This is a genomic window from Streptomyces sp. NPDC026301 (assembly GCF_055567935.1).
The window spans coordinates 95,627-121,719 of sequence record NZ_JBVHPN010000007.1; the positions used below are offsets into that span (position 1 = coordinate 95,627).

The window sequence follows — 26,093 nt, forward strand, 5'->3', positions numbered from 1 at the left end:
GGTTCTTACGACTCGGCCGCCGTGGTGGAGGCGCCGGAGGCCGGGCCGAAGGCGGGGGCGGGTACGGATTCCGGGGACAGGAGTACGGAGGGCCGGCCGTCCACGCCCACCGGTACGTCGCCGTCGATGGTCACCCGGCGCAGCTTGCGTACGTGGTCGTCGGAGTCGTCGACGCCGTAGTGCTGGGTGGCGCGGTTGTCCCAGATCGCCACGTCGCCGACCTGCCACTGCCAGCGCACGGTGTTCTCCGGCCGCTCGATGTGCGACTGGAAGAGGTTCACCAGGGCGCGTGAGTCCGATCCGGTGAGGCCGGCGATGCGCTGTGCGAAGTTGCCGAGGAGCAGGACGCGTTCACCGGTCTCCGGGTGCACCCGGACCACCGGGTGCTCGGTGCGGAACTTCGTGGCGGTGAAGACCTCTCGGTAGTGGGTCAGCTGCTCGGGCACGGCATTCGGGCGCAGCGCCGCGTAGTCGTAGTCGTTGGTGTGCACGGCCCGGAGGCCGTCGGCGAGGGCGCGCAGCGGCTCGGGCAGATTGCTGTACGCCGTCGCGGTGTTGGCCCACAGGGTGTTGCCGCCGTAGGGCGGGATGACGACGGCGCGGAGGATGGAGAAGGCCGGGTAGGCGGGGACGAAGGTGACGTCGGTGTGCCACTGGTTGGCCCGGCCGCCGTAGTCGGAGTCGATCGGCAGGGCGTAGCGCCCGTCGGCCGAGGGGACGGTCGGGTGCGCCACCGGGGTGCCGAGGAGCGTGGCGAACTGCTCGTGGCTCTCCTCGTCCAGGTGGTGCTGGTCGCGGAAGAAGACGACCTTGTGTTCCAGCAGGGCGGCGCGGATCGCGGCGACCGTCTCGGGCGCGAGGTCGCCGCCGAGGCGCACCCCGGAGATGACGGCGCCGAGGCGGCCGCCCACCTTCTCCACGGTGAGCTGTGCGGGGGCGGTCGTGGTGGAGGTCATGGCGGGTGTCCCTTCGGGAGACGGGCGTGGACGTGGGTGCGGACGACGTCCGGGCGTTGATTCGACTCGGAGCGGAAGTAATTCGGTCGTGGAGAGGCCGTACCGCGGGTGCGACGGCAGGCCGGAAGAACTCGGCGATGTCGCTCAGCGGCAGCAGCGTGCCGCGAGGTCGCGGCTCGTACACGCTGCCGAGGCCAGGCGCCCCAGGTCGACATGGAGCCGCGGGACGAGAACGGTCGTCGCGGTCATGACCGGGAGCGTGGCAGCGTCCGCCGAGGTGCGTCAAGCACCCGCGATCTCCCCGCACAACGCGTCCGGATGGTTCAATCGGCCTCTGCGCCGGGGCCGTTGCGCAGTGCGCGTACGGCCGTGAAACCGGCCCTGACCAGCGGTGATGGCTGCAACGCCGAGGCGGTGCGGGAAGCGCGGAGCCGCTCGGGCGCCCGCCGTCGTCCCGGCGGCGGGATTTCACACTGCGGCAATGTGAGACCAGGAAGGCCGACCGATGACACCTGCCAACCCCACTCCGCGCATGGCGGGCGACGGACGCCGCGAGGCCAATACCGCCGCCGTGCTGAAGACGGTGCTCGATCACGGCCCCGTGGCGCGCAGCGGCATCGCCAGGCTCTCCGGGCTGAGTCCCGCTGCCGTCTCCCGGCAGTGCACCGATCTCACCCGGCTCGGCCTGGTGCGCGAGGTGCCGGGCCGCGCCGAAAGCGGCGCTGTGGGCCGCCCCCAGGTCCCCGTCGACCTGCACACCGCCGACGGCGGACCGGTCGCGGCGGGCGTCCACATCGGCGTGCCCGCCTCGACCTTCGGCATCGTGGACCTGCGCGGCACGGTGCTGGCGAAGGAGGTGTTCCCGCACGAGGGGATCGCCGCCGAGCACCTCCAGAACCAAGTGCTGGACGCGCTGCGAGAGTTCGTCGCGGCGGCAGGGGCCGGGCGGCCGTTGCTCGGGGTGGGCGCGGCGATGGGCGGGTGGATCGAGCCGCGCGAGGGCACCGTGGTCCGGCACGACCTGCTGGGCTGGCGGGGCCGCCCGCTCGGCGCCGCCCTCGCCGCGCGGCTGGGCCTGCCCGCCGCGGTCGACAACCACGCCCGTGCCATCGCCCAGTCGGAGATCCTCTTCGGCAGGCCGGCGGCCCGCCGCAGTCTGGTGCACCTCTTCGTCGGCAATGTGGTCGACGCCGCGGTCGGCATCGCGGGCGTGGTGCACCGCGGGCCGCGTGCGGGCGCCGGCGACGTGGCCCATCTGCCGGTGCCCGACTCCACGGTGGCCTGCGACTGCGGGCGCGTCGGCTGTCTCGGGGCGACGGCGTCCGATACCGCGATCGCGCGTACGGCGGTGCGCCGCGGCATCCTCCCCGAGCCGGATGCCACGCTGCTGGTGGAGGCCGCGGCGGCCGGGGACGCGCGGGCCGACCGGCTGCTGCGCGAGCGGGCCAGGGCGGTGGGGCGGGCCACCGCGCTGCTGCTCGATGTGCTCAACCCCGACCTCGTGGTGATCACGGAGATGTCCAGCGGTCGGGATGCGACGTATCTGGAGGAAATCCGGGGTGCCGCGGTCGATCTGTCGCACGTGTGCGACGACCCGGAACGCATCGTGAGTCCACATGCCGGACGGGAGGTGCTGCCGGTCGCGGCCGGCACCGTCGTACTCAATCCCCTGTTCCGGCGGCCTCTTCGGGCCCTGGGGGAGCGGACGACATATGAGGCACATGCGCGCGCAACAGGGGTACACACGCCCGCAACAACTGACGGTGCGTCGGCAATGGACGCCGGTTGACCGGTCGCAGGACTCACTGTCATATTGCTCGCGTGAATCCGGACATGCGCCTCATCGCCCGCAGGCACGTCGACCTCTGTCGACAGGCCAGCGCGGTCTGTGCTGTCCACAGCTGATTCCTCCTCCTCTCACCATGCCTTGAGGCCGTACCGCCTGCTTTTCGCGCGGGCGTCGGGCCGTTGCATGTCCCTCAGTCGCTCCGGGTGTGAGCCCCGTCGGCACTTAATTTCTGCCGCAGCGAAAAGAACGCCCACGGTCGACAAGCCCCACCACCACTCCGTCATCAGGCAGGCCCCATGACCGAGCCGTACCCTTCTCCGTCTCCCCACCCCTCCCGGCGCAGCGCCCTGCGTGCCACCGGCGCCGGTGCCCTGCTCCTCGGATCGGTCCTGACCGGCTGCCGTTCGGCGGTGTCCGCGTCGACCTACCGGGCCGGGGACGGTGGCGGCCCCCGGCGGGGCGGCACCGTCAGCGTGGCCATCAACAGCGACTTCACCCCGAGCCTGCTGTTCTCCCAGAGCTCACAGGCCCTCCAGAACCGGCTGCTGTTCAACACCCTCACCCGGTACGACGACGCGCTGCGGCCACACCCCGAACTCGCCACGTCGTGGACGTACGCGCAGGACGGCCGCAGCATCACCCTGCGGCTCAGGGACGATGTGACGTACCACGACGGCCGCCGGTTCACCGCCGACGACGTCATCTTCGCGGTGCGCAACCTCCAGGACCCGCAGCGCGCCGCCCAGTTGAGAGCCACCGCGGCCGCCGTCACCGGCTTCGAGAAGCGCGACGACCACGAGCTGGTACTGAAGCTGGCCCACCCGGTGACCAACCTCTTCGACCTCTTCGAATTCATGATCATCCCGGACCGGCACACCGTCGAGCAGGCCGTCTCCGGCAAGTGGCTCAACGGCACTGGGCCCTTCCGCCTGAAGAAGTGGAGCCCCGGCTCGACCCTGAGCCTGGTCCGCAACGACAGCTACTTCAAGCCCGGCCGCCCCTACCTCGACGCGGTGGAGCTGCGCGTCATCCCGCAGGCGGAGGCCCTGATCTCATCCCTCCGCTCCGGCCAGTCCCACCTGTCCTACCAGGTGCCCGGAAAGAGCATCCGCACCGTCCGCGACAATCCCGATCTGGTGGTCACCACCTACGACACCGGCGCCGGAGCCAGCTACCTCGGCGTCAACACCACCATCGCCCCCTTCGACGACAAGACCGTCCGCCAGGCGCTGGCCTGGTCGGTGGACCGCGACCGCATCCTGAAACAGTCACTCGGCGGCTACGGCCTGGCCTCCGCCGCCCCCTGGCCCAAGTCGTCCCCGGCCTACACCGAGGCCAACCGCACCCACTACACCTACGACCCCGCCAAGGCGCGCCGGCTGCTGAAGTCCGCGGGCCACAACCGGCTCACGGCACCGCTGCTCCATCTCAACTCGCCCGAATCCACGGCCATCGCCGAGGCCGTCCAGTACGACCTCCAGCAGGCGGGTGTCCGCGTCACACTGCAGCCCACCGACCCGGCCACCGCGCAGAAGAAGCTCATCTCCCAGGACATGCCGGCGCTGTGGACGATGGACCACGGCTTCGCTCAGGTCCGGCCCGCGACCCTCGCCGTCAGCGCGTATCCCTTCAACGAGGCCAAGAACACCTCGAAGTACCGCTCGGCGCACTACACGCAGGTCGTACGGGAGGCGTGGACGGCCGCCGGGGCCGGCACCGCACGACAGCACGCCCTGGCCCAACGGGTCTCCGACGTCCTGCTCGACGAGGCGTTCATCATCGACCTCGTCGTCCAGGGGAGCGTGCAGGTCGCCAGCAGCAAGCTGCACGGCGCCACGCTCAACAAGTTCATGTACCTCAACCTCGACAACGCCTACCTGGTGTGATCATGCGCAGCTACCTCCTCAAGCGGCTGCCGTCCGCGCTCCTCGTCCTCCTCCTCGCCTCCTTCTTGATCTTCGGCATCCTGCGGCTGGTCCCCGGCGACCCCGCGAGCGCCCTCGCCGGGCCGGACGCCGACGCCGCCACCGTGGCCGCCATCCGCGACCGGCTGGGCCTGAACGAACCCCTGCTCGCCCAGTACGGCTCCTGGATCGGCGGACTGGTCAGCGGCGACCTCGGCCCCTCGTACGTGATCGGCGGCGACACCGCCGACCTCATCACCGGCGGGCTGGGCGCCACCTTCGAACTCACCCTGGGTGCCCTGCTGTTCGCCGTCGTACTCGGCGCCGCGTTCGGTGTACTCGGCGCGACGGCACGCAGCCGCTGGGTCCGTACCGCCGTCCGCGTCGCCACGACCGGAGCGCTGGCCGTGCCGCCGTTCGTCACCGGAGTCCTGCTCGTCCTCGTCTTCTCGGTGGCCGTCCGCGTCCTGCCCTCCGGCGGGCGGGTGTCGCTCCTGGAGGCGCCCGACCTCGCCGTGCAGTACCTGTTGCTGCCGTCGCTGTGCCTCGCCCTGCCCAGCGCCGCCGTGCTCGGCCGTTACCTCAAGGACGGCATCGAGCGGACCCTCGGCGAGGACTACGTCCGTACCGCCACCGCAGCGGGCGTCGCGCCGCGCAGGCTGCTGTGGCGGCACGCGCTGCCCAACGCGCTGCCACCGGTCGTGACCGTCCTCGGCATGCAGATCGGCCAACTCCTCGGCGGTGCCGTCCTGGTGGAGGCGATCTTCGCCTGGCCAGGGCTCGGCCAGCTCGCCGAACAGGGCCTCGTCCGCCGCGACTACCCGGTCGTCCAGGACCTGCTGCTGCTCCTGGTCACCGTCTTCGTCCTCGTCCAACTGCTCACCGACCTCGTCTACGCCTGGCTCGATCCCCGGATCAGGTGGGAGTGACCGCCATGACCACCATCACACCGACCGCCGGTGCCGCCCCGAGCACCGCGCCCGCCGCCCGCGCGGCGCGGGCCCGCCGCCATCCGTACCTGACAGCGCTGCGCACCCCGCGCGGCCTGACCGGCCTCGCCCTCGTCGCGCTGATCGTCCTCGGTGGACTCCTCGCACCCCTGCTGAGCGGCCACGATCCCACCGCGCAGAGCGGCCTGGGCCTCGCCGGGCCCGGCACCGCGGGGCATCCGCTCGGCACCGACGACCTCGGCCGCGACCTGCTCGGCCGGGTACTGTACGGAATCCGCACCGACCTGGGCGTCATCGCCGTGGCCGTGCCGATCGGTGCGCTGCTCGGCTGCCTCTTCGCGCTGCTGGCGGCCGTCCACCCGGTCGCCGACACCGCCGTACAGCGGATCTTCGACCTGATCCTCGCCTTCCCCGGGCTGATCCTCGCGCTCGCCGTCACGGCCGTGCTCGGCCCGGGCCGGCTGCCCGTGATCCTGGTGATCGCCCTCGCCGAGATCCCCGTCTTCGGGCGGCAGCTGCGCGGCGGCATCCTCGTCCAGCGGGAACGCGAGTACGTCGTCGCAGCGCGCGTCGGCGGCACGTCCAGCTCCCGCGCACTGGTCCGCCACATCCTGCCCAACGCGGCCGACCCGCTCGTCGTGCAGCTCGCCCTCTCGCTCACCGTCGCGGTCTTCCTGGAGGGGGCGATGAGCTTCCTCGGCGTCGGCGTCCGGCCCCCGGAACCCACCCTCGGCAGCGTGCTCAACCAGTCCATGCCCTACCTCGCCGACGCTCCGCAGTTCGCCGCGGGGCCGCTGCTCGCGGTGACCGCGCTCGTCCTCGGTCTCTCGCTGGTGGCCGATGCCCTGAACCGGGAGATACGCCGATGACCACCACCGAGTCCAGCCCCCTGGCCAGTGAGCGGGCAGCGGATACCGACACCGAACTGCTCGAAGTACGCGACCTCTCCGTCGAGTTCACCGCGCCCGACGGCCGGCCGGTGCGGGCCGTGCGCGACGTCTCGTTCACACTGCGGCGCGCCGAGACCCTGGCCATCGTCGGTGAATCCGGCTCCGGCAAGTCGACCACCGCGTACGCGGTCGCCCGGATGCTGCCCGGCACCGGACGCGTCACCGGCGGCTCCGTACTCCTGGACGGCGAGGACCTGGCAGCGGCCGACGAACGCCGGCTGCGCACCGTGCGCGGCGCCCGCATCGGCATGATCTTCCAGGACCCGATGACGTCCCTGAACCCGGTGCTCACCGCGGGCACCCACCTCGACGAGGTGCTCCGCGCCCATGGATACGGCGACCGGAACGCACGTCGCGCCCGCGCCGCCGAACTCCTCGGCCTGGTCGGCATCCCCGACCCCGAGCGGCGCCTGGACGACCACCCGCACCGTTTCTCCGGCGGCCAGCGCCAGCGCATCCTCATCGCCATGGCCCTCGCCGGTGAACCGGACGTCCTGATCGCCGACGAACCCACCACGGCCCTCGACGCCACCGTCCAGGACCAGATCCTGACCCTGCTCACCGACCTCAACCGACGCACCGGCACCGCACTCGTCCTCATCTCCCACAACATGGGCGTGGTGGCCCGCACCTGCGAGCGCGTCCTGGTGATGTACGGCGGATCGGTCGTCGAGGACGGCCCCACCGACCGGGTGCTGACCCGGCCGCGCCACCCCTACACCGCGGGGCTGCTCGCCGCCGTACCGCGGCTCTCCGCACCCTCGGGCACCCGCCTGACCGGCATCCCCGGCAGCCCGCCCGACCCCGCACGGCCGGTGGCGGGCTGCGCCTTCGCGGAGCGGTGCGCCTTCGTCGAGGACCGCTGCCGCACCGCCCGGCCCCCGCTCGTAACCCTGGACGACGGGCTGCGCGCCGCCTGCCCGCCCGCCGCCGACCGTACGGAACCGCTGCCCGCCCCCGTCGCCCCCGAACGCATCGACCGGCCGGCGCCCGGCGGCACCGTGCTGGTCGCCGAGAACATCCGCAAGGTGTACGGAGGGCGTGGCCTCACCGGGCGCGCGAAGGGCTTCACCGCGCTGGACGGCGTGTCCCTCACCCTCGCGGCAGGGGAGACCCTCGGCATCGTCGGCGAGTCCGGCTCGGGGAAATCGACGCTGGCCCGGGTCCTCGCCCACGCGCACCCCTCGGACGGCGGCACGCTGCGGCTGCGCGGCCAGGACATCACCCGGCCGTCGCGCGGGGAGCTGCGTGCGGTACGGCGTGCCGTCCAGATGGTGTTCCAGGACCCGTACGCCTCCCTCAACCCGCGAATGACGGTGGGTCAGATCGTGGCCGAGCCGCTGATCTCGCTCGGCCTCGGTGACCGCCGGGCGCGGGAACAGCGGGTCGCCGAGCTGCTCCGGCAGGTCGGACTCGACCCGGCCGTGGCCGCCCGTCACCCGCGCGCCTTCTCCGGCGGCCAGCGGCAGCGCATCGGCATCGCGCGCGCCCTGGCACCCGAACCCACCGTGCTCATCTGCGACGAACCCGTCTCCGCGCTCGACGTCTCTCTTCAGGCGGGGATCGTCAACCTCCTCGGCGACCTGCAACGCGACCTCGGGCTCGCGCTGGTCTTCATCGCCCACGACCTCGCGGTGGTCCGCCAGGTCAGCCACCGCATCGCCGTGATGCACAACGGGCGGATCGTGGAGACCGGCAGCGCCGACGAGATCTGCGAGAACCCGCGCGATCCCTACACCCGGGCGCTGCTCGCCGCGGCCCCGGAGCCCGTGCCCGTCGCGCCGCGCGAGCGAGCGCAGTACGCACCGAGCGGGGCGCGGGCATGACCGCCCAGGGCATGGTCACCACCGCCTCTTGTTGTGCGCCGCACCGCCCTGGGACGGCCCCGGCCCCTTCGCCCGTACCACTGGAGTTCGCGCCCCGCGGCGTCCCGGCCGGACACCGCATGGCCGACTTCCCCGGCGGCGCCTTCCGGATGGGCGACGCCTTCGGCGAGGGGTACTGGGCCGACCGCGAGGGACCCGTCCGCGAGGTGACCGTAGCGGCCTTCGCCATCGACACCACCGCCGTCACCAACGCCCAGTACGCCGCCTTCACCGCCGCCACCGGCTACGCCACCGACGCCGAACGCCTCGGCAGCTCCTTCGTCTTCCACCAGCTCCTCGCGCCCACCGCCCGCCGGCACGTCCTCGGCCGGGTGGCGGGCGCACCGTGGTGGCTCGGCGTCGAGGGAGCGGCCTGGCACGCCCCCGAAGGCCCCGGCTCGCACGTTGACGACCGCCCCGACCACCCCGTGGTCCACATTTCGCACGCGGACGCCCGCGCCTACTGCGAATGGGCCGGGCTGCGGCTGCCCTCTGAAACCGAGTGGGAGTACGCGGCGCGCGGCGGCCTCGACGGCGCCCGCTTCCCGTGGGGCGATGACTTCACCCCCGGCGGGCGCGAAATGTGCAACACGTGGCTCGGCGACTTCCCCCGCCGCTCGGCCCGCCCCGGCGGCCGCACCGGCACCGTCCCGGTCACCGCGTACGAACCCAACGGCTTCGGCCTGTACAACACCTCGGGCAACGTCTGGGAATGGTGCGCCGACGCCTTCGGCCCCGGCGAGCGGGTCATCCGCGGCGGCTCCTACCTGTGCCACGCCTCGTACTGTCACCGCTACCGGGTCGCGGCCCGCTCCCACAACACCCCCGACTCCTCCACCGGACACGGCGGCTTCCGCTGCGCCCGCGACCTCCCGCAGCCCCGGCTCCCGCAACCCCCGACGGAAGGAACCACGCCGTGAAGGCCGTCATGGTCATGTTCGACAGCCTCAACCGGCACCTGCTGCCGCCCTACGGCGCCGACTGGACGCACGCGCCGAACTTCTCCCGGCTGGCCGAACGCACCGTCACCTTCGACAACTGCTACGCGGGCTCGATGCCCTGCATGCCGGCCCGTCGCGAACTCCACACCGGCCGCCACAACTTCCTGCACCGCAGCTGGGGACCGCTGGAGCCGTTCGACGACTCCATGCCGGAACTCCTCAAGCAGCACGGCGTGTACACCCACCTCGTCAGCGACCACCAGCACTACTGGGAGGACGGCGGGGCGACCTACCACTCCCGGTACAACACCTGGGAGTTCTTCCGCGGCCAGGAGGGCGACCCGTGGAAGGGCCACGTGGCCGACCCTGAGCCGCCGCGTGACCTGCACTCCGGGCGGGGCGAGATCTGGCGGCAGGACTGGGTCAACCGCCAGTACCTCGACACCGAGGCCAAGCAGCCGCAGACCCTCACCTTCGACGCGGGCCTCAAATTCCTCCGCGTCAATCACACCGAGGACAACTGGTTCGTACAGATCGAGACCTTCGACCCGCACGAGCCGTTCTTCACCCAGCAGCACTACAAGGACATCTACCCGCACGACTACGACGGGCCGCACTTCGACTGGCCCGACTACACCAAGGTCACCGAGACCGAGGAGCAGCAGGCCCACGCGCGTTATGAGTACGCCGCGCTGCTGTCGATGTGCGACCGCTCACTCGGGCGAGTCCTGGACGCGATGGACGAGTACGGTCTGTGGGACGACACCCTGCTGATCGTCTGTACCGACCACGGCTTCCTGCTCGGCGAGAAGGGCTGGTGGGCCAAGGTCGTCCAGCCCTGGTACAACGAGCTGGTCCACACCCCGCTGTTCGTGCACGACCCGCGCCGCCCGGAGGCCGCCGGCAGCCGCCACGACGGGCTCGTGCAGACCATCGACCTCGCGCCCACCCTGCTGGAGTACTTCGGCGTCCCGCCCACCCCCGACATGCAGGGCCGCCCCCTCGGCGAGGCACTGGCAGGCCAACTGCCGCGGGAATCAGCGCTCTTCGGCATGTTCGGCGGCCACGTCAACATCACCGACGGCCGTTACGTCTACATGCGCGCCTGCCACGACGACACCAACGAGCCGCTGTACGAACACACCCTGATGCCCACTCACCTCCGCGGCCGCTTCTCGCCCGAGGAACTCTCCGACATCCGCCTCGCCGAGCCGTTCCCCTTCACCAAGGGAGTGCGCACCCTCCGTGTCGAGGCCCGCACCTCACCGCTGCTCGGCCCGGCCCGCTTCGGCACCCTCCTCTTCGACCTGGAGACCGACCCCACGCAGGAGCACCCGCTCGCCGACGACGAGGTCGAGCTCCGGATGCTGCGGCTCCTGGTCGAGCAGCTGCGCGCGGGCAACGCCCCGGACGACCAGTACGAACGCCTCGGGGTGCCCCACGACCCGGCCGCGGTCACCGAGAAGCATCTGCTGGTCACCGCGCAACGCGAGCGCGCCGACGCGGCACGCGTGCCGGCACCGCGCTCCGACGAATTCCCCGAGGGGCGGCTGAACCTCCGTACCCCGTTGGTGGAGCTGCTGTCCGAACCGGCGGCCGTCGAGGCGGTACGCAGACTGCTGCCCGGCTTCCTCGACACCGAGCTGCTCACCGTACGCGGCGGCGGCTCCCTGCTGCAGCTCGCCGCCGCCACCGGCCATCCCGCGCACGACCAACTGACGGCCCTGGCCGACGAACTCGCCCGCCTGTACCCGACCCACGCCCAGGAGATTCCCGCACCGTGACCACCCGCCGCGACCCCTACGAAGGCTTCCCCGGCCGCATCGGCCGCACCTTCGCCGCCTCCGAGCCCGCCTGGCCCGCACGCCGCACCGCTCCCGCCGACGCACCCAACATCGTCGTGGTCCTTGTGGACGACATGGGCTACAGCGACATCGGCCCGTTCGGCTCGGAGATCCCCACTCCCACCCTGGACCACCTCGCCGACCAGGGCGTACGGCTCTCCAACTACCACACCATGCCGCTGTGCTCCCCGGCCCGCGCCGCCCTCCTCACCGGCCTCAACCCGCACCGCGTCGGCTACGCCCACGTGGCCAACTCCGACCCCGGCTTCCCCGGCTACGGCATGACGATCGCGGAGGACGTGCCCACGCTCGCGGAACTCCTGCACGACCAGGGGTACGCCACCTACGCCGTCGGCAAGTGGCATCTCGTACGCGACTCGGCCTCAAACGCCGCCGACGACCGCGCCAACTGGCCGCTGCAGAAGGGCTTCGACCGCTACTACGGCGTACTGGAAGGGCTGACCAGCCTCTTCCACCCGCACCAACTGGTCCGCGACAACAGCCCCCTGGACATCGACGAGCTGCCCGAGGGCTACTACTACACCGACGACATCACCGACCAGGCCATCTCCATGGTCAAGGGCCTGCGCGCCCACGACCCCGACAAACCCTTCTTCCTCTACCTCGCCCACAACGCCGTGCACGGTCCCCTCCAGGCCAAGGAGGCGGACATCGCCCGCCACCGCGGCCGCTACGACGAGGGCTGGGACGCACTGCGCGACGATCGCTTCGCCGCCCAGATCGCGGCCGGCCTCTTCCCGCCCGGCACCGGCCTGCCCGACCGCAACAGCGAAGCCGGACTCGACGTACCCGCCTGGGACTCCCTCACCGAGGACCAACAGCGCCGCTACGCCCGCTACATGGAGGTGTACGCGGCGATGGTCGACAACATCGACCAGAACCTCGGCCGGCTCACCGCCACCCTCGAAGCGCTCGGCGAACTCGACAACACCGTCATCGTCTTCACGTCCGACAACGGCGGCACCGGCGAGGGCGGCGCGGAGGGCACCCGCTCCTACTTCAGCCGCTTCGTCCACCACCCGCGGCTGCCCGGCGACTGGGAGCCCGACGTCGACCGCGACCCGGACCTCATCGGCGGCCCGCGCAGCCTCGTGCACTACCCGCGCGGCTGGGGCATGGCCTCCAACACGCCCTTCCGCCTGTACAAGGGACACACCTACGCGGGCGGGGTGCGCGTACCGTTCGTGCTGTCCTGGCCGCGCGGCGTCCGCGACGGCCGCCTCGATCGGGGCCTGCGCACCCAGTACCAGTACGTCACCGACATCGCCCCCACCCTCCTCGAACTCGCCGGCACACCACGTCCGGACGAGCGCCGCGGGGTGCCCCTGCAGGAGGTGGACGGCGCGAGCTTCGCCCCGGTCCTCGCCGACCCGGCCGCCGGCTCCACCCACCCCGAGCAGTACTGCGAGATGACCGGGAACCGCAGCTACTACCGCGACGGACACAAGCTGGTCACCCTGCACCGCCCCGGCACGCCCTACGACGACGCCGAGTGGGCCCTGTACGACCTCCGCACCGACCCCACCGAGATCCACGACCTGGCCGGGCAACGCCCGGATCTGGTAAAGGAGTTGGCGGACGCCTGGGAGCAGGCCGCCTGGCGCAACGGCGTCTTCCCGCTCCCCGACGGCAGCGGCGCGCTCACCCACCGCCACCCCGCCGACGAGCGCTACACCCGCGAGCTGCGGCTGCTGCCCGGCACCCCCGAGCTGGAGCGCTACCGCTCCTCCCGGCTGATCGCCTTCCGCTCCTTCGCCATCGCCGTCCGCCTGGAGTCGTACGCCGACGGCGACCGCGGCGTCCTCGTCTCGCACGGTGACCAGGGCGGCGGCTACAGCCTCTACGTCGAGGACGGCCGGCTGTACTTCGCCTACAACGAGTACGGCCGGCTGCACGAGACGGACGCCGGGGCGCTGCCGCCCGGCACCCGTGACATCCTGCTCACCGCCACCGCCGAGGAGGGGCTGCGCTGGCGCTTCACGCTCACCGTGGACGGCGTGGAACGGCCGGCGCCGGGCAGCGTGCACCAGCTCATCGGCATGGCGCCGTTCCAGGGCATCAGCGTCGGCATCGACCGCAAGTCACCGGTCTCCTGGCCGCTCCACGAGCGCCACCGCTCCTTCCGCTACGACGGCCGGCTGCACTCGGTGACCTACCGCCCCGGCGCATTCGGCCCCGACGCGCCGGAGACCGTGGCGCAGGCACTCCGGGAGGCGGCCGCCGCCTTCGAGTGACCACCCCGGTACGGCCCCGGGCGCGGCGTGGTTCAGGCGGTGGCCAGCCACAGGTCGGGGCCGAACACCTCGTAGTGAATCGCCGCGGCGGGTACGCCGCGCTCCAGGAGCTGGGTGCGCACGGCCCGCATGAAGGGCAGCGGACCGCACAGGTAGGCCTGCACCCCGTCCGGCAGGGTCACGTCACCGAGATCCACCAGGCCGGCGCGGTCGCCGTCCTCGGCGTCCTCGGTGTTCTCGTACCAGAAGTGCACCGCGCCGTCCGGCAGCTTGCCGGTCAGTGCGCGCTGTTCGGTGCGCAGGGCGTGGTCGGCGGGGGAGCGGTCGCCGTGCACGACGGTCACGGGGGCGGTGTATTCCGTCTCCGCGAGGTGGTCGAGCATGGCCAGCATCGGGGTGACGCCGATCCCGGCCGACGCGAGGAGTAGCGGCGTCCGGGTGTCCGGCAGCACGAGATCGCCGTAGGGAGCGGACACCTCGAGCCCGTCGCCCGCACTCACGTGGTCATGGAGGTGGGCCGAGACCTCGCCGTCGCGCTTGACGGTGATGGTGCGGGTCTCATTGCCGGGGGCGCCGGAGAGGCTGTACTGACGGATCTGCCGGGCGCCGTCCGCGAGGGGGACGCGCACCGAGACGTACTGGCCGGCGCGGGCGGTCGGCAGCGGGCCGCCGTCGGCCGGGCGGAGGCGGAAGGTGACGACGTCGGGGGTCTCCTGGGTGCGCTCCGTGACCTCCCAGGGCCGCCAGGTGTCGCCGACCAGCACGCCGTGCTGGGCGTACAGCCGCACCTCGATGGCGATGAGGGCGTTGGCCATGAGCCAGTAGACGTCGTCCCACGCGGCGGCGACCTCCTCGGTGACCGCGTCGCCCAGCACTTCGGCGATGGCGGCGAAGAGGTGGGTGTGGACGACCTCGTACTGGGCGGGGGCGACGCCGAGCGAGGCGTGCTTGTGCGCGATGCGCTCCAGCATGGCGTCCGGGCGCTGCTCGGGGTGCTCCACGAGGGCGGTGGCGAAGGCGGCGATGGCGCCCGCGAGCGCCTGCCGCTGGGTCCCGGCCGCCTGGTTGCTCCGGTTGAACAGGTCCCGCAGCAGCTCGGGGTGGGCGGCGAAGAGCCGGTCGTAGAACCGCTCGGTGATGTCGCCGATGGCCGCGCCGACGGCGGGCAGGGTGGCGCGGACGGTGGCAGCCGAAGCCGGGGAGAGCATGAGGACTCCGAATCTGAAGCTGAATCTAATATTCGTATTTACGGGCGAGGGAAAGCACCCATGGCAGCACCTGGCGCCCCTGGCGGCGTGGCGGCTCAGGGCCTCGACAGGGTGAGGAGTACCGGGCCGGCCGGCGAGGCGGTGAGGTCGTCCACGGTCAGCGGGGCCAGCGTGGCGTAGAACGCCTCCTGGGCGTCGCGCAGCGCTCTGCGCAGCCGGCAGGTGCCGGCGAGAGGGCAGGGTGGGTCACCCTCGCAATCGACCACATCGCCGACGCCCTCCAGCTCCCGGACCAGCCACCCGACCGACGCCGTCCGCCCGGCGGCGGTGAGCGCGAGCCCGCCGCCCCGGCCTCGGCGGCCTTCGACGATCCCGAGATGCTGCATCCGCGCGGCGACCTTGGCCAGATGCGAATGCGGCACCTGCATCGCCTGCGCGACGTCGCGGGCCGTCGACGCGGTGTCGCGTACGGCCAGGAACATCAGCGTCCGCAGCGCGAGGTCGGTGGACTTCGTCAGGCGCATGCCGGAACCGTAGTAAATGCGAATATGGGATGCAAATTATGGTGCGGTGATCGGCGTCACGACGGGCACCGGGTAGGGCCCGTGCGGGCGATCACCGGAAGATGCCCGTGTGCCCGAGCGAGTAGCGGCCCGGCTGCGGATAGACGGCGAGGCCGTGCGGTCCGCGGCCCACGGGGATCTTGGCCAGCGTGCGCCCGTTGCGGGTGTCGATGGCGTACACCTCGGCGTCGTAGCGCCCCGAGAGCCACAGCACCTTGCCATCGGCGGACAGCCCGCCCATGTCCGGGCTGCCGCCGCCGCGGAGGTGCCATTTGCCGACGAGCCGGCCGCTGTCGAAGTCCAGCAGGGAGATCGACCCCTCCTCCCGGTTCGAGATGTACATCGTCCGCGAGTCCCGGCTCACATACAGGCCGTGGGTGCCCTTGCCCGTGTGCAGCAGCCTGGGCTCGGTGAACCGGTCGCCGTTGAGCACCCACACCCCGTCGGACATCATGTCCGCCACGTACCAGGTCCTGCCGTCCGGCGAGATCTTCACGTCCTGCGGCATCGAGCCCTTGCGGGGCAGGCGCTGCTTGCCGATGACCGCCATCCGTGCCGTGTCGACCTTGAGGAGTTCACCGGAGAACTCGCAGGAGACGATGAAGTACCGGCCGTCCGGCGAGAAATCCGCGTGGTTGACCCCGGCGCAGTCGACGGAGAGGGCCTTGCGGACCTTCAGCGTCCTCGGGTCCCGGAAGACCAGCTGGCGGTCCTTGGAGGCCATGACCACCGCGTACTTGCCATCGGGGGTGAAGTAGAGGTTGTACGGGTCGTGCGTGTCGACCGTGCGGCCCTTCTTCCCGGTGGCGGGGTCGATGGCGGTCAGGGTGTTGCCGAGGTCGTTGTTGACCCACAGGGTCTTCAGGTCCCAGGAGGGCACCACGTGCTGCGGCTGCCGCCCCACCCGGATCGTCCGTGTCACCTTGTACGTCCTGGGGTCGATCACACTGACCGTGTCCGACTCGGTGTTGGGCACGTACACCCGCGACGGGAAGTCCCTGACCACCGGAGAGAGCTTGTTCGGCCGGTCCGCGGCGTACAGGTCGCGCGGGTTCAGAACCGGTGGCATCCCGGGCAGCGCGCGTGCCGCGGCGGTGCGGGAGACCTGGGGCGAAGCGCTGTGGTCGGCGCCGGCGTCCGGCGTGTCCTGCCCGCCGCATCCCGCGGCCGGGAGGACGGCGGCGAGGGCCGCGGCGGCCGCGAGGCGTCGCCGGCCCGCCGGCCGCCTCCCGGCGGCGCTTCGCGACGGAAAACGGACCTGGAAGGCGGTACGGAACGCTGCCGGCATCAGGTCATCAGCTCCGTTGTCGTCACCGGGCGCAGACCGCGCCGGTGCAGGCCGTCGAGGATCGCGGGCAGCGCGGCGCGGGTGCCGCCGTGCCCGAAGTGCAGACTGACCACCGAACCGGCGCGGACGCGGTCGAGTACCGCGTCGCGCACCGCGTCCGGCCCCGGGTCCTCGAAATCGTGGGAGTCCACGTCGTACGAGAGGACGTGCGGGTAACCGGCGCGCTGGGCCATGCGGGTGACGAGGCGCGTCGCGGTACGCGCCTGCGACGGCCGGAACCAGCTGCCGATGCCCCCGGTGAGGCGGCGCAGCCGTTCGGCGCACTCGGTGATCTCCGCATACGCGTCGGCGGGCGGCATGGCGCAGACAGCGCGGTGCCGCATGGTGTGATTGCCCAGTTCGTGGCCGCCGTCCAGGACGCGGCGGGCCATCTCGGGGTGCTCATCCAGCCAGGTACCGACGGCGAGGACGGTGACCCGGGCTCCCGACCTCTCGGCTTCGGACAACACCGCGCCGGCGAGCTTCGGATCCCCTTGGCCGTGGAACGTGAGGGCCACCCCGTGCCCGTCCCGCGGCCCGTGCTCGATCTGCCGCGGCGAGCCGGGGAAACGCCGCGGGGACGTCCCGGGAGGGGCGGACGGTGTGGCCGTTGCCGAGCGCGCACCTGAGGGGGCGGCACTGGTGGAAGCGGGCGGCCCGGACGAGGAGGGCGCGGCACCGCGCCCGCAGGCCGCCAGGCTCGTCGTGGCGGCCACGGCACTGCTCGCGGAGCGCAGGACGGCACGCCGGGAGAACGATGGCATACGGGTATTCATGCACGGTTGTGCTACGCGTTCAGCGTTTCACAGCTATTTGGGTGGATCTGCTCGGTGGCGGCACGCTCCCCGGGTGCATGCTCGCCCTATGAGCAACCTCGCAGCACCCGGCACCGTACGGATGGCCACCGCCCAGGGCCGCTGGGTCCTGCTCACGGCCGTCCTCGGCTCGGGCATGGCGATGCTCGACAGTACGGTCGTCAATGTCGCCCTGCCCCGTATCGGCACCGACCTGAACACCCCCTTGGCCGTCCTGCAGTGGACCGTCAACGCCTACCTGCTCACCCTGGCCGCCCTGCTCCTGCTCGGCGGTGCCCTCGGCGACCGCTACGGCCGCCGCCGGATCTTCCTCATCGGCACGGTGTGGTTCGCGGCGGCCTCCCTGCTGTGCGCACTGGCACCCAACGCCGCGGTACTCCTCGCCGCCCGGGCCCTCCAAGGCATCGGCGGCGCCCTGCTCACCCCCGGTTCGCTCGCCCTCATCCAGGCCGTCTTCCACCCCGATGAGCGGTCCCGCGCGGTCGGCGCCTGGTCCGGCCTGGGCGGCGTGGCCACCGCGATCGGCCCCTTCCTCGGCGGCTGGCTGGTGGACGGCCCCGGCTGGCGCTGGGTGTTCTTCCTGAACGTGCCGCTGGCGGCGGTCTGCGTACCCATCGCCGCCCGTCACGTGCCCGAAACCCGTGACCCCACCACTCACGGCCGCTTCGACGCCCTGGGCGCCGCCCTGGGCGCGGCGGCGCTCGGCGCGGTGACCTACGCGCTGATCGCCGCACCCGGCCGGGGCGCGGCACCCGACGTGCTGCTCACCGCGACCGCCGGCGTGCTGCTCGCGGTGGCCTTCCTCCGGGTCGAGCGGCGGCACCCCGACCCCATGCTGCCGCCGTGGCTCTTCACACTGCGGCAGTTCACCGCGGTCAACGCGGTCACCGTCTGCGTCTACGCGGCCTTCGGCGGCTTCTTCTTCCTCACCGTGCTGTACCTACAGGTGGCCGCGGGCTATTCGGCGCTCGCCGCCGGAACCGCGCTGCTCCCCACCACCGTACTGATGCTGCTGCTCTCGGCCCGCTCCGGCGAACTGGCCCGGCACATCGGCCCGCGCATACCGCTGACCCTGGGCCCACTGCTGTGCGCCGCGGGGATGCTGCTGATGACGCGGGCCGGTACCCACGCCTCCTACCGCACCGACGTGCTGCCCGCCGTGACGGTCCTGGGCTGCGGCATGGCACTCCTGGTCGCGCCGCTCACCGCGACCGTACTGGCCTCCGTCGACGTCACCCGTGCCGGACTGGCCAGCGGCGTCAACAACACCGCGGCGCGCGCGGCCGGCCTGCTCGCCGTGGCGGCCCTGCCCCTCCTGGCCGGCATGGGCCCGGAAACATACCTCTCGGCCACCGCGTTCGCCACCGCCTACCGGCGCTCCCTCCTCCTCTGCGCGGCCCTCCTGATCGTGGGCGCGGTCCTCGCCTGGCTCACGGTCAAATCCCGTGCCCCGGACCGCACCCAGTGCACCTACCACCACTGCGGCGTATCAGCCCCGCCCCTCGACCCCGGCACCCCCGCACCGACCCGCACGCGGAAGAGCGGCGATTGACCTAGCGGCGGCCATGCCCCGGAGCGGGGACGCGCAGGGCGCGGAAGTAGTCGTAGGAGACGTGCGCGGTGCGGACCGGGTCGGGCTGCTGGTCCCGCTCGATGACGTAGTGGTGGGCGGGCAGGCGGCGGAGCTGCGCCAGAATGCCGGCGAAGTCGACCGCCCCCTCGCCCAGGTCCGTCTCGATGCTCTCCCGCGGCACGCCGTCCTTGATGTGCAGCATCGGGAACCGCTGTTCGTACGACCGCAGATAAGGCGCCGGATCGGCACCAGCCCGAAGGATCCAGTACAGGTCCATCTCGAACCAGACCAGGTCGGGATCGGTCTCCTCCAGCCACACGTCGAACAGTGGCCGGCCGGTCTGCGGGTCGGTCTGGAACTCGTTGTCGTGGAGGTGCGCGTACCACCGCAGCCCGCGGGATCTGGCTGCCTTGCCCCACTGGTTCATCTCGCGCGCCATGGCGCGGTACCCCTCGGCCGTCTGGGGACCGTCCATGTAGGACACGCCGACGTACTGCTGCCCGAGCGCCAGAGCGTTGTCGAACGTCTGCTGCGCCCGAGCGCCCCGGAAGTCGTCCGGCGCGTGATGGCTGCCGATCACCCGCAGCCCGTTCGCCTCGACGATCCGGTGGAACTGCGCGGCGGTGCGTCCGCCATAGGTGTACGCGGGCTCGATCTCCGCGTATCCGGCCTCGGCGACCATCGCGATGGTGCCCTCGGGGTCGGCATCGAGCATGTCGCGGACCGTGTAGAGCTGGAACCCGATGCGCTCCCTCGGGACGCGCCTCCCTGCTCCGCCGGACGTCGCGCCGATGGCCGGCGAGGCGTACGAACCGAGGGTCAGAGCGGCGGCGGACGCGACCGCGCCCCGGAGGAATCGACGGCGAGCGGCAGACTTTCCATGAGCTGAGTGCATCTTTGTCCCTCTCTCAGCGAAAGTTGAGGAGATGCTATTGAGGGCACTCACAGCGGCACAAGAGTCGTGCCGTGACTCTGACGCCGGTCGACACAGGCGAAGTGCTCTGTCCCGGGCCGACGGCCCCGCCCGCCCTTCAGCTGCGGGCCGACTCCCGCTCGACGCGGGCCCGTTCCTCCGCGTCCGCGTCGAAGCCGACCGGTTCCCAGCGCTTCACGAGGAGCGCGGTCAGGCCGAGGACGGGCGCCGCGAGGATGACCCAGTACACATCCGTGCCGAGGCCGCTGCTGAGGACGGGGAAGAAGAACAGCGTCAGGGTCGAACCGAGCCGCAGCACGGCCTGGTTGAAGCCGATGCTGACGCCGCGCATCGAGGTCGGGAAGCCCAGCGAGGCGTAGCTCATGATGTGCGCGCCAGGGCCGAAGCCCTGGGCGAACATGAAGGCGCCGAGCATGAGGATCCCCGCCGTCACGACGGCCGTCCCGGACGGCTGCCCGATGAGGCCGAGCAGGGTGATGGCGACGAGCTGGATCGCGAAGCCCAGCGTCATCATCGGCCAGGCGCCCTTCGTCGAGGCCCAGCGGATGCCGAGCAGCCCGCCGGTGAGGGCGAACACGAGGTTCAGGGCGAAGGAGGAGGCGATCGTGGTCAGCGGGCCCTGCGTCATCAGCGTGGCGATGATGATCGGCAGCCCGAACGCGACCGCGTTGTAGCCGAAGGTCTCGGCCACGCCGACCGTCACCGACTGGATCGTGCGCGCGCGGTACGGCGGGGTGAAGAGCCGTGCGTACGAGGCGAGCCCGGGCCGGGACGGGCGGGGTGCCGTCGCCGGTACGTCGTCGGCGACGCGCGCGTCCACGCCGTACGACTGCCGCAGGATCTTCGCCGCGCCCGCCAGGTCGCCCTGGTCGGCGGCCCAGGTCGGGGACTCGTTCATGTAGCGCCGGCGCAGCAGCAGTACGAGCAGCGCGGGCACCGCGCCGAAGCCGACGGTGAACCGCCACAGCCAGCCCAACTGGGCATCCGGCAGCAGGAAGTACAGCAGCATGATCACCAGGTAGCAGCCGCTGGTCGCGGCGTACCAGGCGGGCGACCAGGCGGCCGTGCGGGAGCCCTTGCTGCCCTTGCCGCGCAGCCGGGAGAACTCGGCGAGGAACGCGATGGCGACCGGGATGTCCATGCCGACGCCGATGCCCATCACGAAGCGCGCGCCGATCAGCGTCCACGCGTCCTGTGCCACCGCGCATATCAGCGCGGTGACGACGAAGAAGAGCATGTTGGCCATGAAGACCCGGTAGCGGCCGATGCGGTCCACCAGCCAGCCGCCGACCAGCGCGCCCACCAGCGAACCGACGCTGATCGAGGCGGTGACCAGCCCCGCCATGGACGCGCTCAGGCCGAACTGCTTCGTGATGTCGGGCAGCCCGTACGCGAGGGAGCTCAGGTCGTACGCGTCGAGGAAGATGCCGCCGAGCGCGATGATCACGATCATCCTGGCGTGCCGGCCGCGTGCCGTGCCCGAGTTGACCAGATCCGAGACGTCGGCCGCCGAACGGATCAGCACCGTGCCGGACGCCGTCTCCGGCGACGTGGCGGACGGGGGAGGGGTGGAGCTCACGGGTGCCTTCCGGTGCGGTGCGGGGACGTACCGGCGAATCGTATGCACTGTCCGGAATCCGCCCGCGCGAGTGTCCGCATAGCGGGCACTCGCGCGGACAGGGTGCGCTGACGACAGCCTGGTGTCCGTACCGGCCGGAGTCTCCCGGCCGAGTCCTCAGCGCGCGTCGTCCCAGAGATCACACAGGTGATCGGCGTGAAGGGAGGTGGTCACCGCGTTGCCGCCCGCCGAGGCGGTGCGCAGGGAGAGGGCGCGCCCCGGCTCGGTGCGCTGGTCGGGAAGGTCCGGCTCGCCGGTGACGTGCGGGGTGCCGGTGCGGATGAAGGACGTCCAGTAGGCGGTCATCTGCCCGGCCAGTACACGCTGCTCCGCGTTGAGCGGAGCGTGGTGGCCGAAGTGCCGGAAGAGGTACTGCACTTCGTTGACATGGGTCGCGCCGAAGGGGAAGTCGGTGCCGAGGTTGCGCAGCGACTCGAAGGGCGGCGAGGTCCGGTCGGCGAACTCGTACGCGTACACCGGGGTGCGCGCGCCGAGCCGGGCGTCCAGGCGCAGCGCCGGGCAGGCCATCAGCTGGTCGCCGACGGTGGCGGCGTAGGCGAGCGTCGGCGTCGGGTGGTCGGCGAGCGGATAGCGGGCGAGGGCCTTCTCACCGGTCTCCGGGCCGTACGCGGTCCGCAGGGCCTGCGGATACTGGTCGGCGGTGAGGGGCTTTCCTTGCGCGTCGTAGCTGCTGAAGGCGAAGAGGGTGCCTTCGTCGCGGTTGGCGCCGTTGATCACCGGTACCTTCGCGTAGCGGCCGCTCGCGAAGGCGGCGGCGGGCTGTTCGGGGAGGAAGGAGCCGCCCGTCACCGGCCCCCAGTCGTGGCCCGCCTGAGCGGCCAGAATGTCCTTCGCGGGCGTGCGGCGCAGACACGCCACCGCCGTCCGCGGGTCGTCGCAGCCGACAGCGGCGGCGAAGTCCGTGCCGTCGGCGTCGGCGGCACGGCGCGTACGGGCGCCGCAGTCGTCGTAGGCGCCGCTCTGGATGATCGCGCGGTGGAACAGGCCACGCGCGGTGGGCGAGGCGAGGTGGGTGCAGACGGAACGGCCGCCGGCCGATTCGCCCGCGATGGTCACCCGGTCCGGATCGCCGCCGAACCGCGCGATGTTGGCGCGCACCCAACGCACCGCAGCCTGCTGGTCCTGCATGCCGAAGTTCCCGGAGGTGCGGTCCCCGCTCTCCTCGTCCAGGCCCGGCGTGGCGAGGAACCCCATCGCGCCGAGGCGGTAGTTGAGGGTGACGGCGACGATCGAGCCCTTGGCGGCGAAGGCGTCGGGGACGACGTCGGCGCCCGCGCCGCCGGTGAGCCCGCCGCCGTGGAGCCACACCATGACCGGGAGTTTCCGGTCGGAACGGGCGGCGGCGGGGCTGTAGACGTTGAGGTTGAGACAGTCCTCGGTGTGAGTGGGCTGTTCATAGCCGGGGTCCCAGCCGGCGGACTGGACGCAGCGGTGGCCGAAGGCGGTGGCGTCACGTACCCCGGACCAGGGAGCCACGGCCTTCGGGGCCCGCCAGCGCAGCGCACCGACGGGCGGGGCGGCATACGGGATGCCGAGGAACTGGCGCCCCTCCGAGGTCGCCTCGCCCCGCACCCAGCCCTGCTGGGTGCGCACGGTGGTGTCCGGTTGTGGTTGTGGTGCCGCGGCGCCTGCCTGCGGTGCGGCGAGCGCGAGCAGTGCGCCCGTCAGCAGGGCGGTGCAAGCACGGCGCCATCGGGTGGTGAGCATGGGCGGCCCTTTCAGCGGACGGTGGCGGTGGTGGTGAGGCGCAGGTCGCCGGCCGACGCTCCGGCCCGGACGGTGCGGCGGCCGGTGCCCAGGACCCAACGGTGCCGGTCGGGATCCCAGGAGGACAGGGTGCGTGCGTCGACGCGGATCACGACCTCGCGGGCCTCGCCCGGCTTCAGCTCGACCCGCTCGTACCCGATCAGGGCCTTCTTCGCCTGACGCAGCTTCAGGTCGGGCGACGGACCGGCATAGACCTGTACGACATCGCGGCCGTGGCGGCGGCCGGTGTTGCGGACGGTGCAGCGGACGCGGAGACCGTGCCCGTCGCTCTCCGCCCGCAGGCCGGAGTAGCTGAAGTCGGTGTACGAGAGCCCGTGGCCGAAGGGGAACAGGGGCTCGACGCCTTCCTCGTCGTACCAGCGGTAGCCGAGGTGAATGCCTTCCGAGTAGCGCTCCTCGCCGTTGACGCCGGGATAGCGGTGGGCGTCCCCGGCGACGGGGTGCCGGTCGTCGGAGACCGGGAACGTCTGGGTGAGCCGGCCGCACGGGTTGGCGTCGCCGAACAGCAGGGCCGCGGTGGCGGCCGCGCCCTCCTGGCCCGGGTACCACATCTGCAGGACGGCGGGGACGCGCCGCAACCACGGCATGCTCACGCACGACGAGGTGTTGAGCACCACAACGGTATTCGGGTTGGCCCTGGCGACCGCTTCGATGAGGGCGTTCTGGTGGCCGGGCAGGGCGATGGTGGAGCGGTCCTGGCCCTCGGTGGCGTCCTCGTACGCGAAGAGCACCACGCTGCGGGCGCCGCGCGCGGCCTTCACGGCCTCGGCGACATCGGCGGCGCGGGTGGCACGAGTGATCCGGTTGAGCCGGAAGGTGAGGCCGTCACCGCCGCCCTCGGCGAGCACGCTGAGCCGGTGCCTGCCCGCGCCGAGCCGCACGGTCTTCCGGCGGACATGGAGGCCGTCGGGGGCCTCGGAGACGAGGGCGCCGCTGAAGGACTCGCCCCAGCCGGGAGCCTGCGGAAAGAGCTCGATCCCGTCGAGGGCGACCTTGGGACGGTTGGTGTGCTCGCCCGTGTAGTGGAGGACGAAGGTCCACTCGTCGTCCTCGTCCAGGGTGAGCTCCCCGTCGTACGTGTACGTCGCGTCGGCGGCGACCGTACGGTCGAGGGAGGCGGCGGGCGACAGTGCCTCGGCGGGCAGCCGCTTGCCGTACAGGTCCTCGCCCAGGGCATGGGTGACGTGGGCCCCGCGCCCGGCCCGCGCGCGGAGGGCGTCGAGCGGGCTGTCGGCGTGGTCCGGTATCACGTGCGCACTGCCGCCGCCGCTGACGAACGGCAGGGTGCCGGTCGGGCCGATCACCGCGATGCTGCGCGCGTCCGGTCCGGTGAGCGGCAGCGCACCGTGCTCGTTGCGGAGCAGAACGCCGCCCTGGAGGGCGATCTCGCGTGCCGTACGGGCACCTGCCCGGGCGTCGCGGTCAGGACGCGCCGGGGCGCTGCCGTCGAGCAGCCCGAAGCGGTCCATCACGGAGAGGATGCGGCGCACGGAGCGGTCGACGAGCGCCTCGGGCACGCGCCCCTCGCCGACGGCCTTCTTGAGCGCCGCGCCGAAGTACTTGCCGTCCGGCATCTCCATGTCGAGCCCTGCGGCGATCGAGGCGACGGTGCTGTGGGCCGCGAACCAGTCGGTCATCACCCAGCCCTCGAAACCCCATTGCCCGCGCAGGATGTCGGTGAGCAGGTCCGGGTTCTCGCAGGCGAAGGTGCCATTGACCTTGTTGTACGCGCCCATGACCGCGCCGGCGCCGGCGGTGACGGCGGCTTCGAAACCGCGGAGTTCGGCCTCGTGCATGGTCCGCTCGTCGGCCACGACGTTGATCGAGTTGCGTTCGTACTCCTGGTTGTTCAGGGCGAAGTGCTTGACCGTCGCGATGAGGCCCTGATCCTGGATGCCGCGGATCTCGGCGGCCACCATGTCGCTCGCGAGCAGCGGATCCTCGCTGAACGTCTCGAAGTTGCGTCCCGCGTACGGGGTACGGATGAGGTTGACCATCGGCGACAGCAGGACATCCTGGCCGAGCGCGCGGCCCTCGCGGCCGATGACCCGGCCGTACTCCTGGGCGAGAGTGGTGTCGAAGGTCGAGGCGAGGGCGATGGGCGCGGGGAGCGCGGTGGCGTGGGCGGTGACGCGGACGCCGGCCGGCCCGTCCGCGAGCCGCAGCGGAGGGATGCCGAGGCGGGGCACGCCGGGTATGTAGCCGGCCTGGCCGAGGTCGGCGGGGTCGGTCGCGCCGTGCAGGAACGTCAGCTTCTCGTCGAGGCTGAGCCTGCCGAGCAGCGACTCGACGCGCCGGCCCGCGGCCCGGCCGGGGGCGCGGGTGCCGAGGGCGGTCGCGCGGGGCGGGGCGGTCAGGCCGGTGGTGGCCGCGGCCGCGACAGCGATCGCTCCGCCGAGGAGGCGGAGCGTGGACCGACGGGAGACGGATTCGGGCATGGTCCGTTACTCCTTCTCCGCGCGGGCACGACGAAGCGCCCCGTGCGCGGTGTGCGGGTAAGAGGGGGAAGAAAGCCGTACGAGCAGCTATGGAGTTACAACTACTGAACGCATGGAACGCACTGATGGGCGACGGCCGGCCGGCTCCCGCGGGCTCGCCCTGCCCACAGGTGTACTGGCTGACCATCAGGCGATAAAAGTTGCATCGGAAAGCTACGGCCGCAGTCCAAGTCGGTCAATAAGTTGAACAAGAAAACTTTGGGCCCGAATAAGCGTCGTTGTATGAGCCATAGCGCTGATCGCATCGGTCCTCACCCCTGGACTTTGACCGGGCAGGTTCGCGGCGGGATGAACCGTCGCCTCCGCGTTACGCTG

The 26,093-nt window shown here is 71.9% G+C and carries 20 protein-coding genes; 10 read left to right on the forward strand and 10 right to left on the reverse strand.

Going from position 1 to position 26,093, the window contains the following annotated elements:
- Positions 1-5 precede the first annotated feature (5 nt).
- Together ACZ4MH_RS13890 and ACZ4MH_RS13895 are read right to left on the reverse strand one after the other, a co-directional pair.
- Positions 6-956 (reverse strand): TauD/TfdA dioxygenase family protein, encoded by a 951-nt coding sequence (locus tag ACZ4MH_RS13890; protein WP_351585853.1) that lies wholly within the window; start codon positions 954-956, stop codon positions 6-8.
- Positions 957-1,100: 144 nt separating this feature from the next.
- Complete coding sequence (locus tag ACZ4MH_RS13895; RefSeq protein WP_351585855.1) at positions 1,101-1,205, reverse strand: putative leader peptide; 105 nt, start codon at positions 1,203-1,205, stop codon at positions 1,101-1,103.
- Positions 1,206-1,461: 256 nt separating this feature from the next.
- Here ACZ4MH_RS13895 and ACZ4MH_RS13900 point away from each other — a divergent pair, with 256 nt between their 5' ends.
- The 9 genes from ACZ4MH_RS13900 (at position 1,462) to ACZ4MH_RS13940 (ending at position 13,454) form a co-directional block, all read left to right on the forward strand.
- Positions 1,462-2,745, forward strand: coding sequence for an ROK family transcriptional regulator (locus ACZ4MH_RS13900; RefSeq protein WP_351585857.1), 1,284 nt, complete (start codon positions 1,462-1,464; stop codon positions 2,743-2,745).
- Between the two features lie 44 nt (positions 2,746-2,789).
- Positions 2,790-2,861, forward strand: a complete 72-nt coding sequence (locus ACZ4MH_RS13905) for a putative leader peptide (RefSeq protein WP_351586188.1) — start codon at positions 2,790-2,792, stop codon at positions 2,859-2,861.
- A 180-nt stretch (positions 2,862-3,041) separates the two neighbouring features.
- Positions 3,042-4,631: an ABC transporter substrate-binding protein gene (locus tag ACZ4MH_RS13910; RefSeq protein WP_351585859.1), complete on the forward strand. Its 1,590-nt coding sequence runs from the start codon at positions 3,042-3,044 to the stop codon at positions 4,629-4,631.
- A gap of 2 nt (positions 4,632-4,633) precedes the next feature.
- On the forward strand, positions 4,634-5,578 hold the full coding sequence (locus ACZ4MH_RS13915) for an ABC transporter permease (RefSeq protein ID WP_351585862.1): 945 nt from the start codon (positions 4,634-4,636) through the stop codon (positions 5,576-5,578).
- Between the two features lie 5 nt (positions 5,579-5,583).
- Positions 5,584-6,468 carry an ABC transporter permease gene (locus ACZ4MH_RS13920; protein WP_351585864.1) on the forward strand — a complete coding sequence of 295 codons (885 nt, stop codon included), beginning with the start codon at positions 5,584-5,586 and terminating at the stop codon, positions 6,466-6,468.
- Positions 6,465-8,375 (forward strand): ABC transporter ATP-binding protein, encoded by a 1,911-nt coding sequence (locus ACZ4MH_RS13925; RefSeq protein ID WP_351585866.1) that lies wholly within the window; start codon positions 6,465-6,467, stop codon positions 8,373-8,375. The genes ACZ4MH_RS13920 and ACZ4MH_RS13925 overlap by 4 nt, the downstream gene beginning before the upstream one ends.
- Positions 8,372-9,334 carry a formylglycine-generating enzyme family protein gene (locus ACZ4MH_RS13930; protein ID WP_467754510.1) on the forward strand — a complete coding sequence of 321 codons (963 nt, stop codon included), beginning with the start codon at positions 8,372-8,374 and terminating at the stop codon, positions 9,332-9,334. The genes ACZ4MH_RS13925 and ACZ4MH_RS13930 overlap by 4 nt, the downstream gene beginning before the upstream one ends.
- Entirely contained in the window at positions 9,331-11,139 is a 1,809-nt protein-coding gene (locus tag ACZ4MH_RS13935) for a sulfatase (protein ID WP_351585869.1), read from the forward strand. Before ACZ4MH_RS13930 ends, ACZ4MH_RS13935 begins: the two co-directional genes overlap by 4 nt.
- Positions 11,136-13,454 (forward strand): arylsulfatase, encoded by a 2,319-nt coding sequence (locus ACZ4MH_RS13940; protein WP_351585871.1) that lies wholly within the window; start codon positions 11,136-11,138, stop codon positions 13,452-13,454. The genes ACZ4MH_RS13935 and ACZ4MH_RS13940 overlap by 4 nt, the downstream gene beginning before the upstream one ends.
- A 32-nt stretch (positions 13,455-13,486) precedes the next feature.
- On the opposite strand, the gene ACZ4MH_RS13945 is transcribed toward ACZ4MH_RS13940, so the two are convergent.
- The 4 genes from ACZ4MH_RS13945 to ACZ4MH_RS13960 all read right to left on the reverse strand — a co-directional run bounded on the left by ACZ4MH_RS13945 (position 13,487) and on the right by ACZ4MH_RS13960 (position 17,316).
- Positions 13,487-14,662 carry a globin domain-containing protein gene (locus tag ACZ4MH_RS13945; RefSeq protein WP_351585874.1) on the reverse strand — a complete coding sequence of 392 codons (1,176 nt, stop codon included), beginning with the start codon at positions 14,660-14,662 and terminating at the stop codon, positions 13,487-13,489.
- A 95-nt stretch (positions 14,663-14,757) separates the two neighbouring features.
- On the reverse strand, positions 14,758-15,186 hold the full coding sequence (locus ACZ4MH_RS13950; protein ID WP_351585876.1) for an RrF2 family transcriptional regulator: 429 nt from the start codon (positions 15,184-15,186) through the stop codon (positions 14,758-14,760).
- A 91-nt stretch (positions 15,187-15,277) separates the two neighbouring features.
- Positions 15,278-16,513: a YncE family protein gene (locus ACZ4MH_RS13955; protein ID WP_351585878.1), complete on the reverse strand. Its 1,236-nt coding sequence runs from the start codon at positions 16,511-16,513 to the stop codon at positions 15,278-15,280.
- Positions 16,513-17,316: a polysaccharide deacetylase family protein gene (locus tag ACZ4MH_RS13960; RefSeq protein ID WP_467754511.1), complete on the reverse strand. Its 804-nt coding sequence runs from the start codon at positions 17,314-17,316 to the stop codon at positions 16,513-16,515. The genes ACZ4MH_RS13955 and ACZ4MH_RS13960 overlap by 1 nt, the downstream gene beginning before the upstream one ends.
- Before the next feature lie 100 nt (positions 17,317-17,416).
- On the opposite strand from ACZ4MH_RS13960, the gene ACZ4MH_RS13965 reads away from it, so the two are divergent.
- Positions 17,417-18,919, forward strand: coding sequence for an MFS transporter (locus ACZ4MH_RS13965; RefSeq protein ID WP_351585882.1), 1,503 nt, complete (start codon positions 17,417-17,419; stop codon positions 18,917-18,919).
- 1 nt (position 18,920) lies between these two features.
- Here ACZ4MH_RS13965 and ACZ4MH_RS13970 read toward each other — a convergent pair whose 3' ends face one another.
- The 4 genes from ACZ4MH_RS13970 to ACZ4MH_RS13985 all read right to left on the reverse strand — a co-directional run bounded on the left by ACZ4MH_RS13970 (position 18,921) and on the right by ACZ4MH_RS13985 (position 25,718).
- Positions 18,921-19,655 (reverse strand): sugar phosphate isomerase/epimerase family protein, encoded by a 735-nt coding sequence (locus tag ACZ4MH_RS13970; protein WP_351585884.1) that lies wholly within the window; start codon positions 19,653-19,655, stop codon positions 18,921-18,923.
- Between the two features lie 316 nt (positions 19,656-19,971).
- Positions 19,972-21,453, reverse strand: coding sequence for an MFS transporter (locus tag ACZ4MH_RS13975; RefSeq protein ID WP_351585886.1), 1,482 nt, complete (start codon positions 21,451-21,453; stop codon positions 19,972-19,974).
- Between the two features lie 156 nt (positions 21,454-21,609).
- On the reverse strand, positions 21,610-23,220 hold the full coding sequence (locus ACZ4MH_RS13980; RefSeq protein ID WP_351585888.1) for a carboxylesterase/lipase family protein: 1,611 nt from the start codon (positions 23,218-23,220) through the stop codon (positions 21,610-21,612).
- An 11-nt stretch (positions 23,221-23,231) separates the two neighbouring features.
- On the reverse strand, positions 23,232-25,718 hold the full coding sequence (locus ACZ4MH_RS13985; protein ID WP_351585891.1) for a beta-glucosidase family protein: 2,487 nt from the start codon (positions 25,716-25,718) through the stop codon (positions 23,232-23,234).
- Between the last annotated feature and the right edge of the window lie 375 nt (positions 25,719-26,093).

Coding starts and splice junctions, on each gene's coding strand:
- ACZ4MH_RS13910 (WP_351585859.1), top strand. CDS start 3,042: ATGACCGAGCCGTACCCTTCTCCGTCTCCCCACCCCTCCCGGCGCAGC.
- ACZ4MH_RS13945 (WP_351585874.1), bottom strand. CDS start 14,662: ATGCTCTCCCCGGCTTCGGCTGCCACCGTCCGCGCCACCCTGCCCGCC.
- ACZ4MH_RS13890 (WP_351585853.1), bottom strand. CDS start 956: ATGACCTCCACCACGACCGCCCCCGCACAGCTCACCGTGGAGAAGGTG.
- ACZ4MH_RS13930 (WP_467754510.1), top strand. CDS start 8,372: ATGACCGCCCAGGGCATGGTCACCACCGCCTCTTGTTGTGCGCCGCAC.
- ACZ4MH_RS13970 (WP_351585884.1), bottom strand. CDS start 19,655: ATGCTCGATGCCGACCCCGAGGGCACCATCGCGATGGTCGCCGAGGCC.
- ACZ4MH_RS13895 (WP_351585855.1), bottom strand. CDS start 1,205: ATGACCGCGACGACCGTTCTCGTCCCGCGGCTCCATGTCGACCTGGGG.
- ACZ4MH_RS13980 (WP_351585888.1), bottom strand. CDS start 23,220: ATGCTCACCACCCGATGGCGCCGTGCTTGCACCGCCCTGCTGACGGGC.
- ACZ4MH_RS13950 (WP_351585876.1), bottom strand. CDS start 15,186: ATGCGCCTGACGAAGTCCACCGACCTCGCGCTGCGGACGCTGATGTTC.
- ACZ4MH_RS13920 (WP_351585864.1), top strand. CDS start 5,584: ATGACCACCATCACACCGACCGCCGGTGCCGCCCCGAGCACCGCGCCC.
- ACZ4MH_RS13985 (WP_351585891.1), bottom strand. CDS start 25,718: ATGCCCGAATCCGTCTCCCGTCGGTCCACGCTCCGCCTCCTCGGCGGA.
- ACZ4MH_RS13925 (WP_351585866.1), top strand. CDS start 6,465: ATGACCACCACCGAGTCCAGCCCCCTGGCCAGTGAGCGGGCAGCGGAT.
- ACZ4MH_RS13915 (WP_351585862.1), top strand. CDS start 4,634: ATGCGCAGCTACCTCCTCAAGCGGCTGCCGTCCGCGCTCCTCGTCCTC.
- ACZ4MH_RS13955 (WP_351585878.1), bottom strand. CDS start 16,513: ATGCCGGCAGCGTTCCGTACCGCCTTCCAGGTCCGTTTTCCGTCGCGA.
- ACZ4MH_RS13960 (WP_467754511.1), bottom strand. CDS start 17,316: ATGCCATCGTTCTCCCGGCGTGCCGTCCTGCGCTCCGCGAGCAGTGCC.
- ACZ4MH_RS13965 (WP_351585882.1), top strand. CDS start 17,417: ATGAGCAACCTCGCAGCACCCGGCACCGTACGGATGGCCACCGCCCAG.
- ACZ4MH_RS13900 (WP_351585857.1), top strand. CDS start 1,462: ATGACACCTGCCAACCCCACTCCGCGCATGGCGGGCGACGGACGCCGC.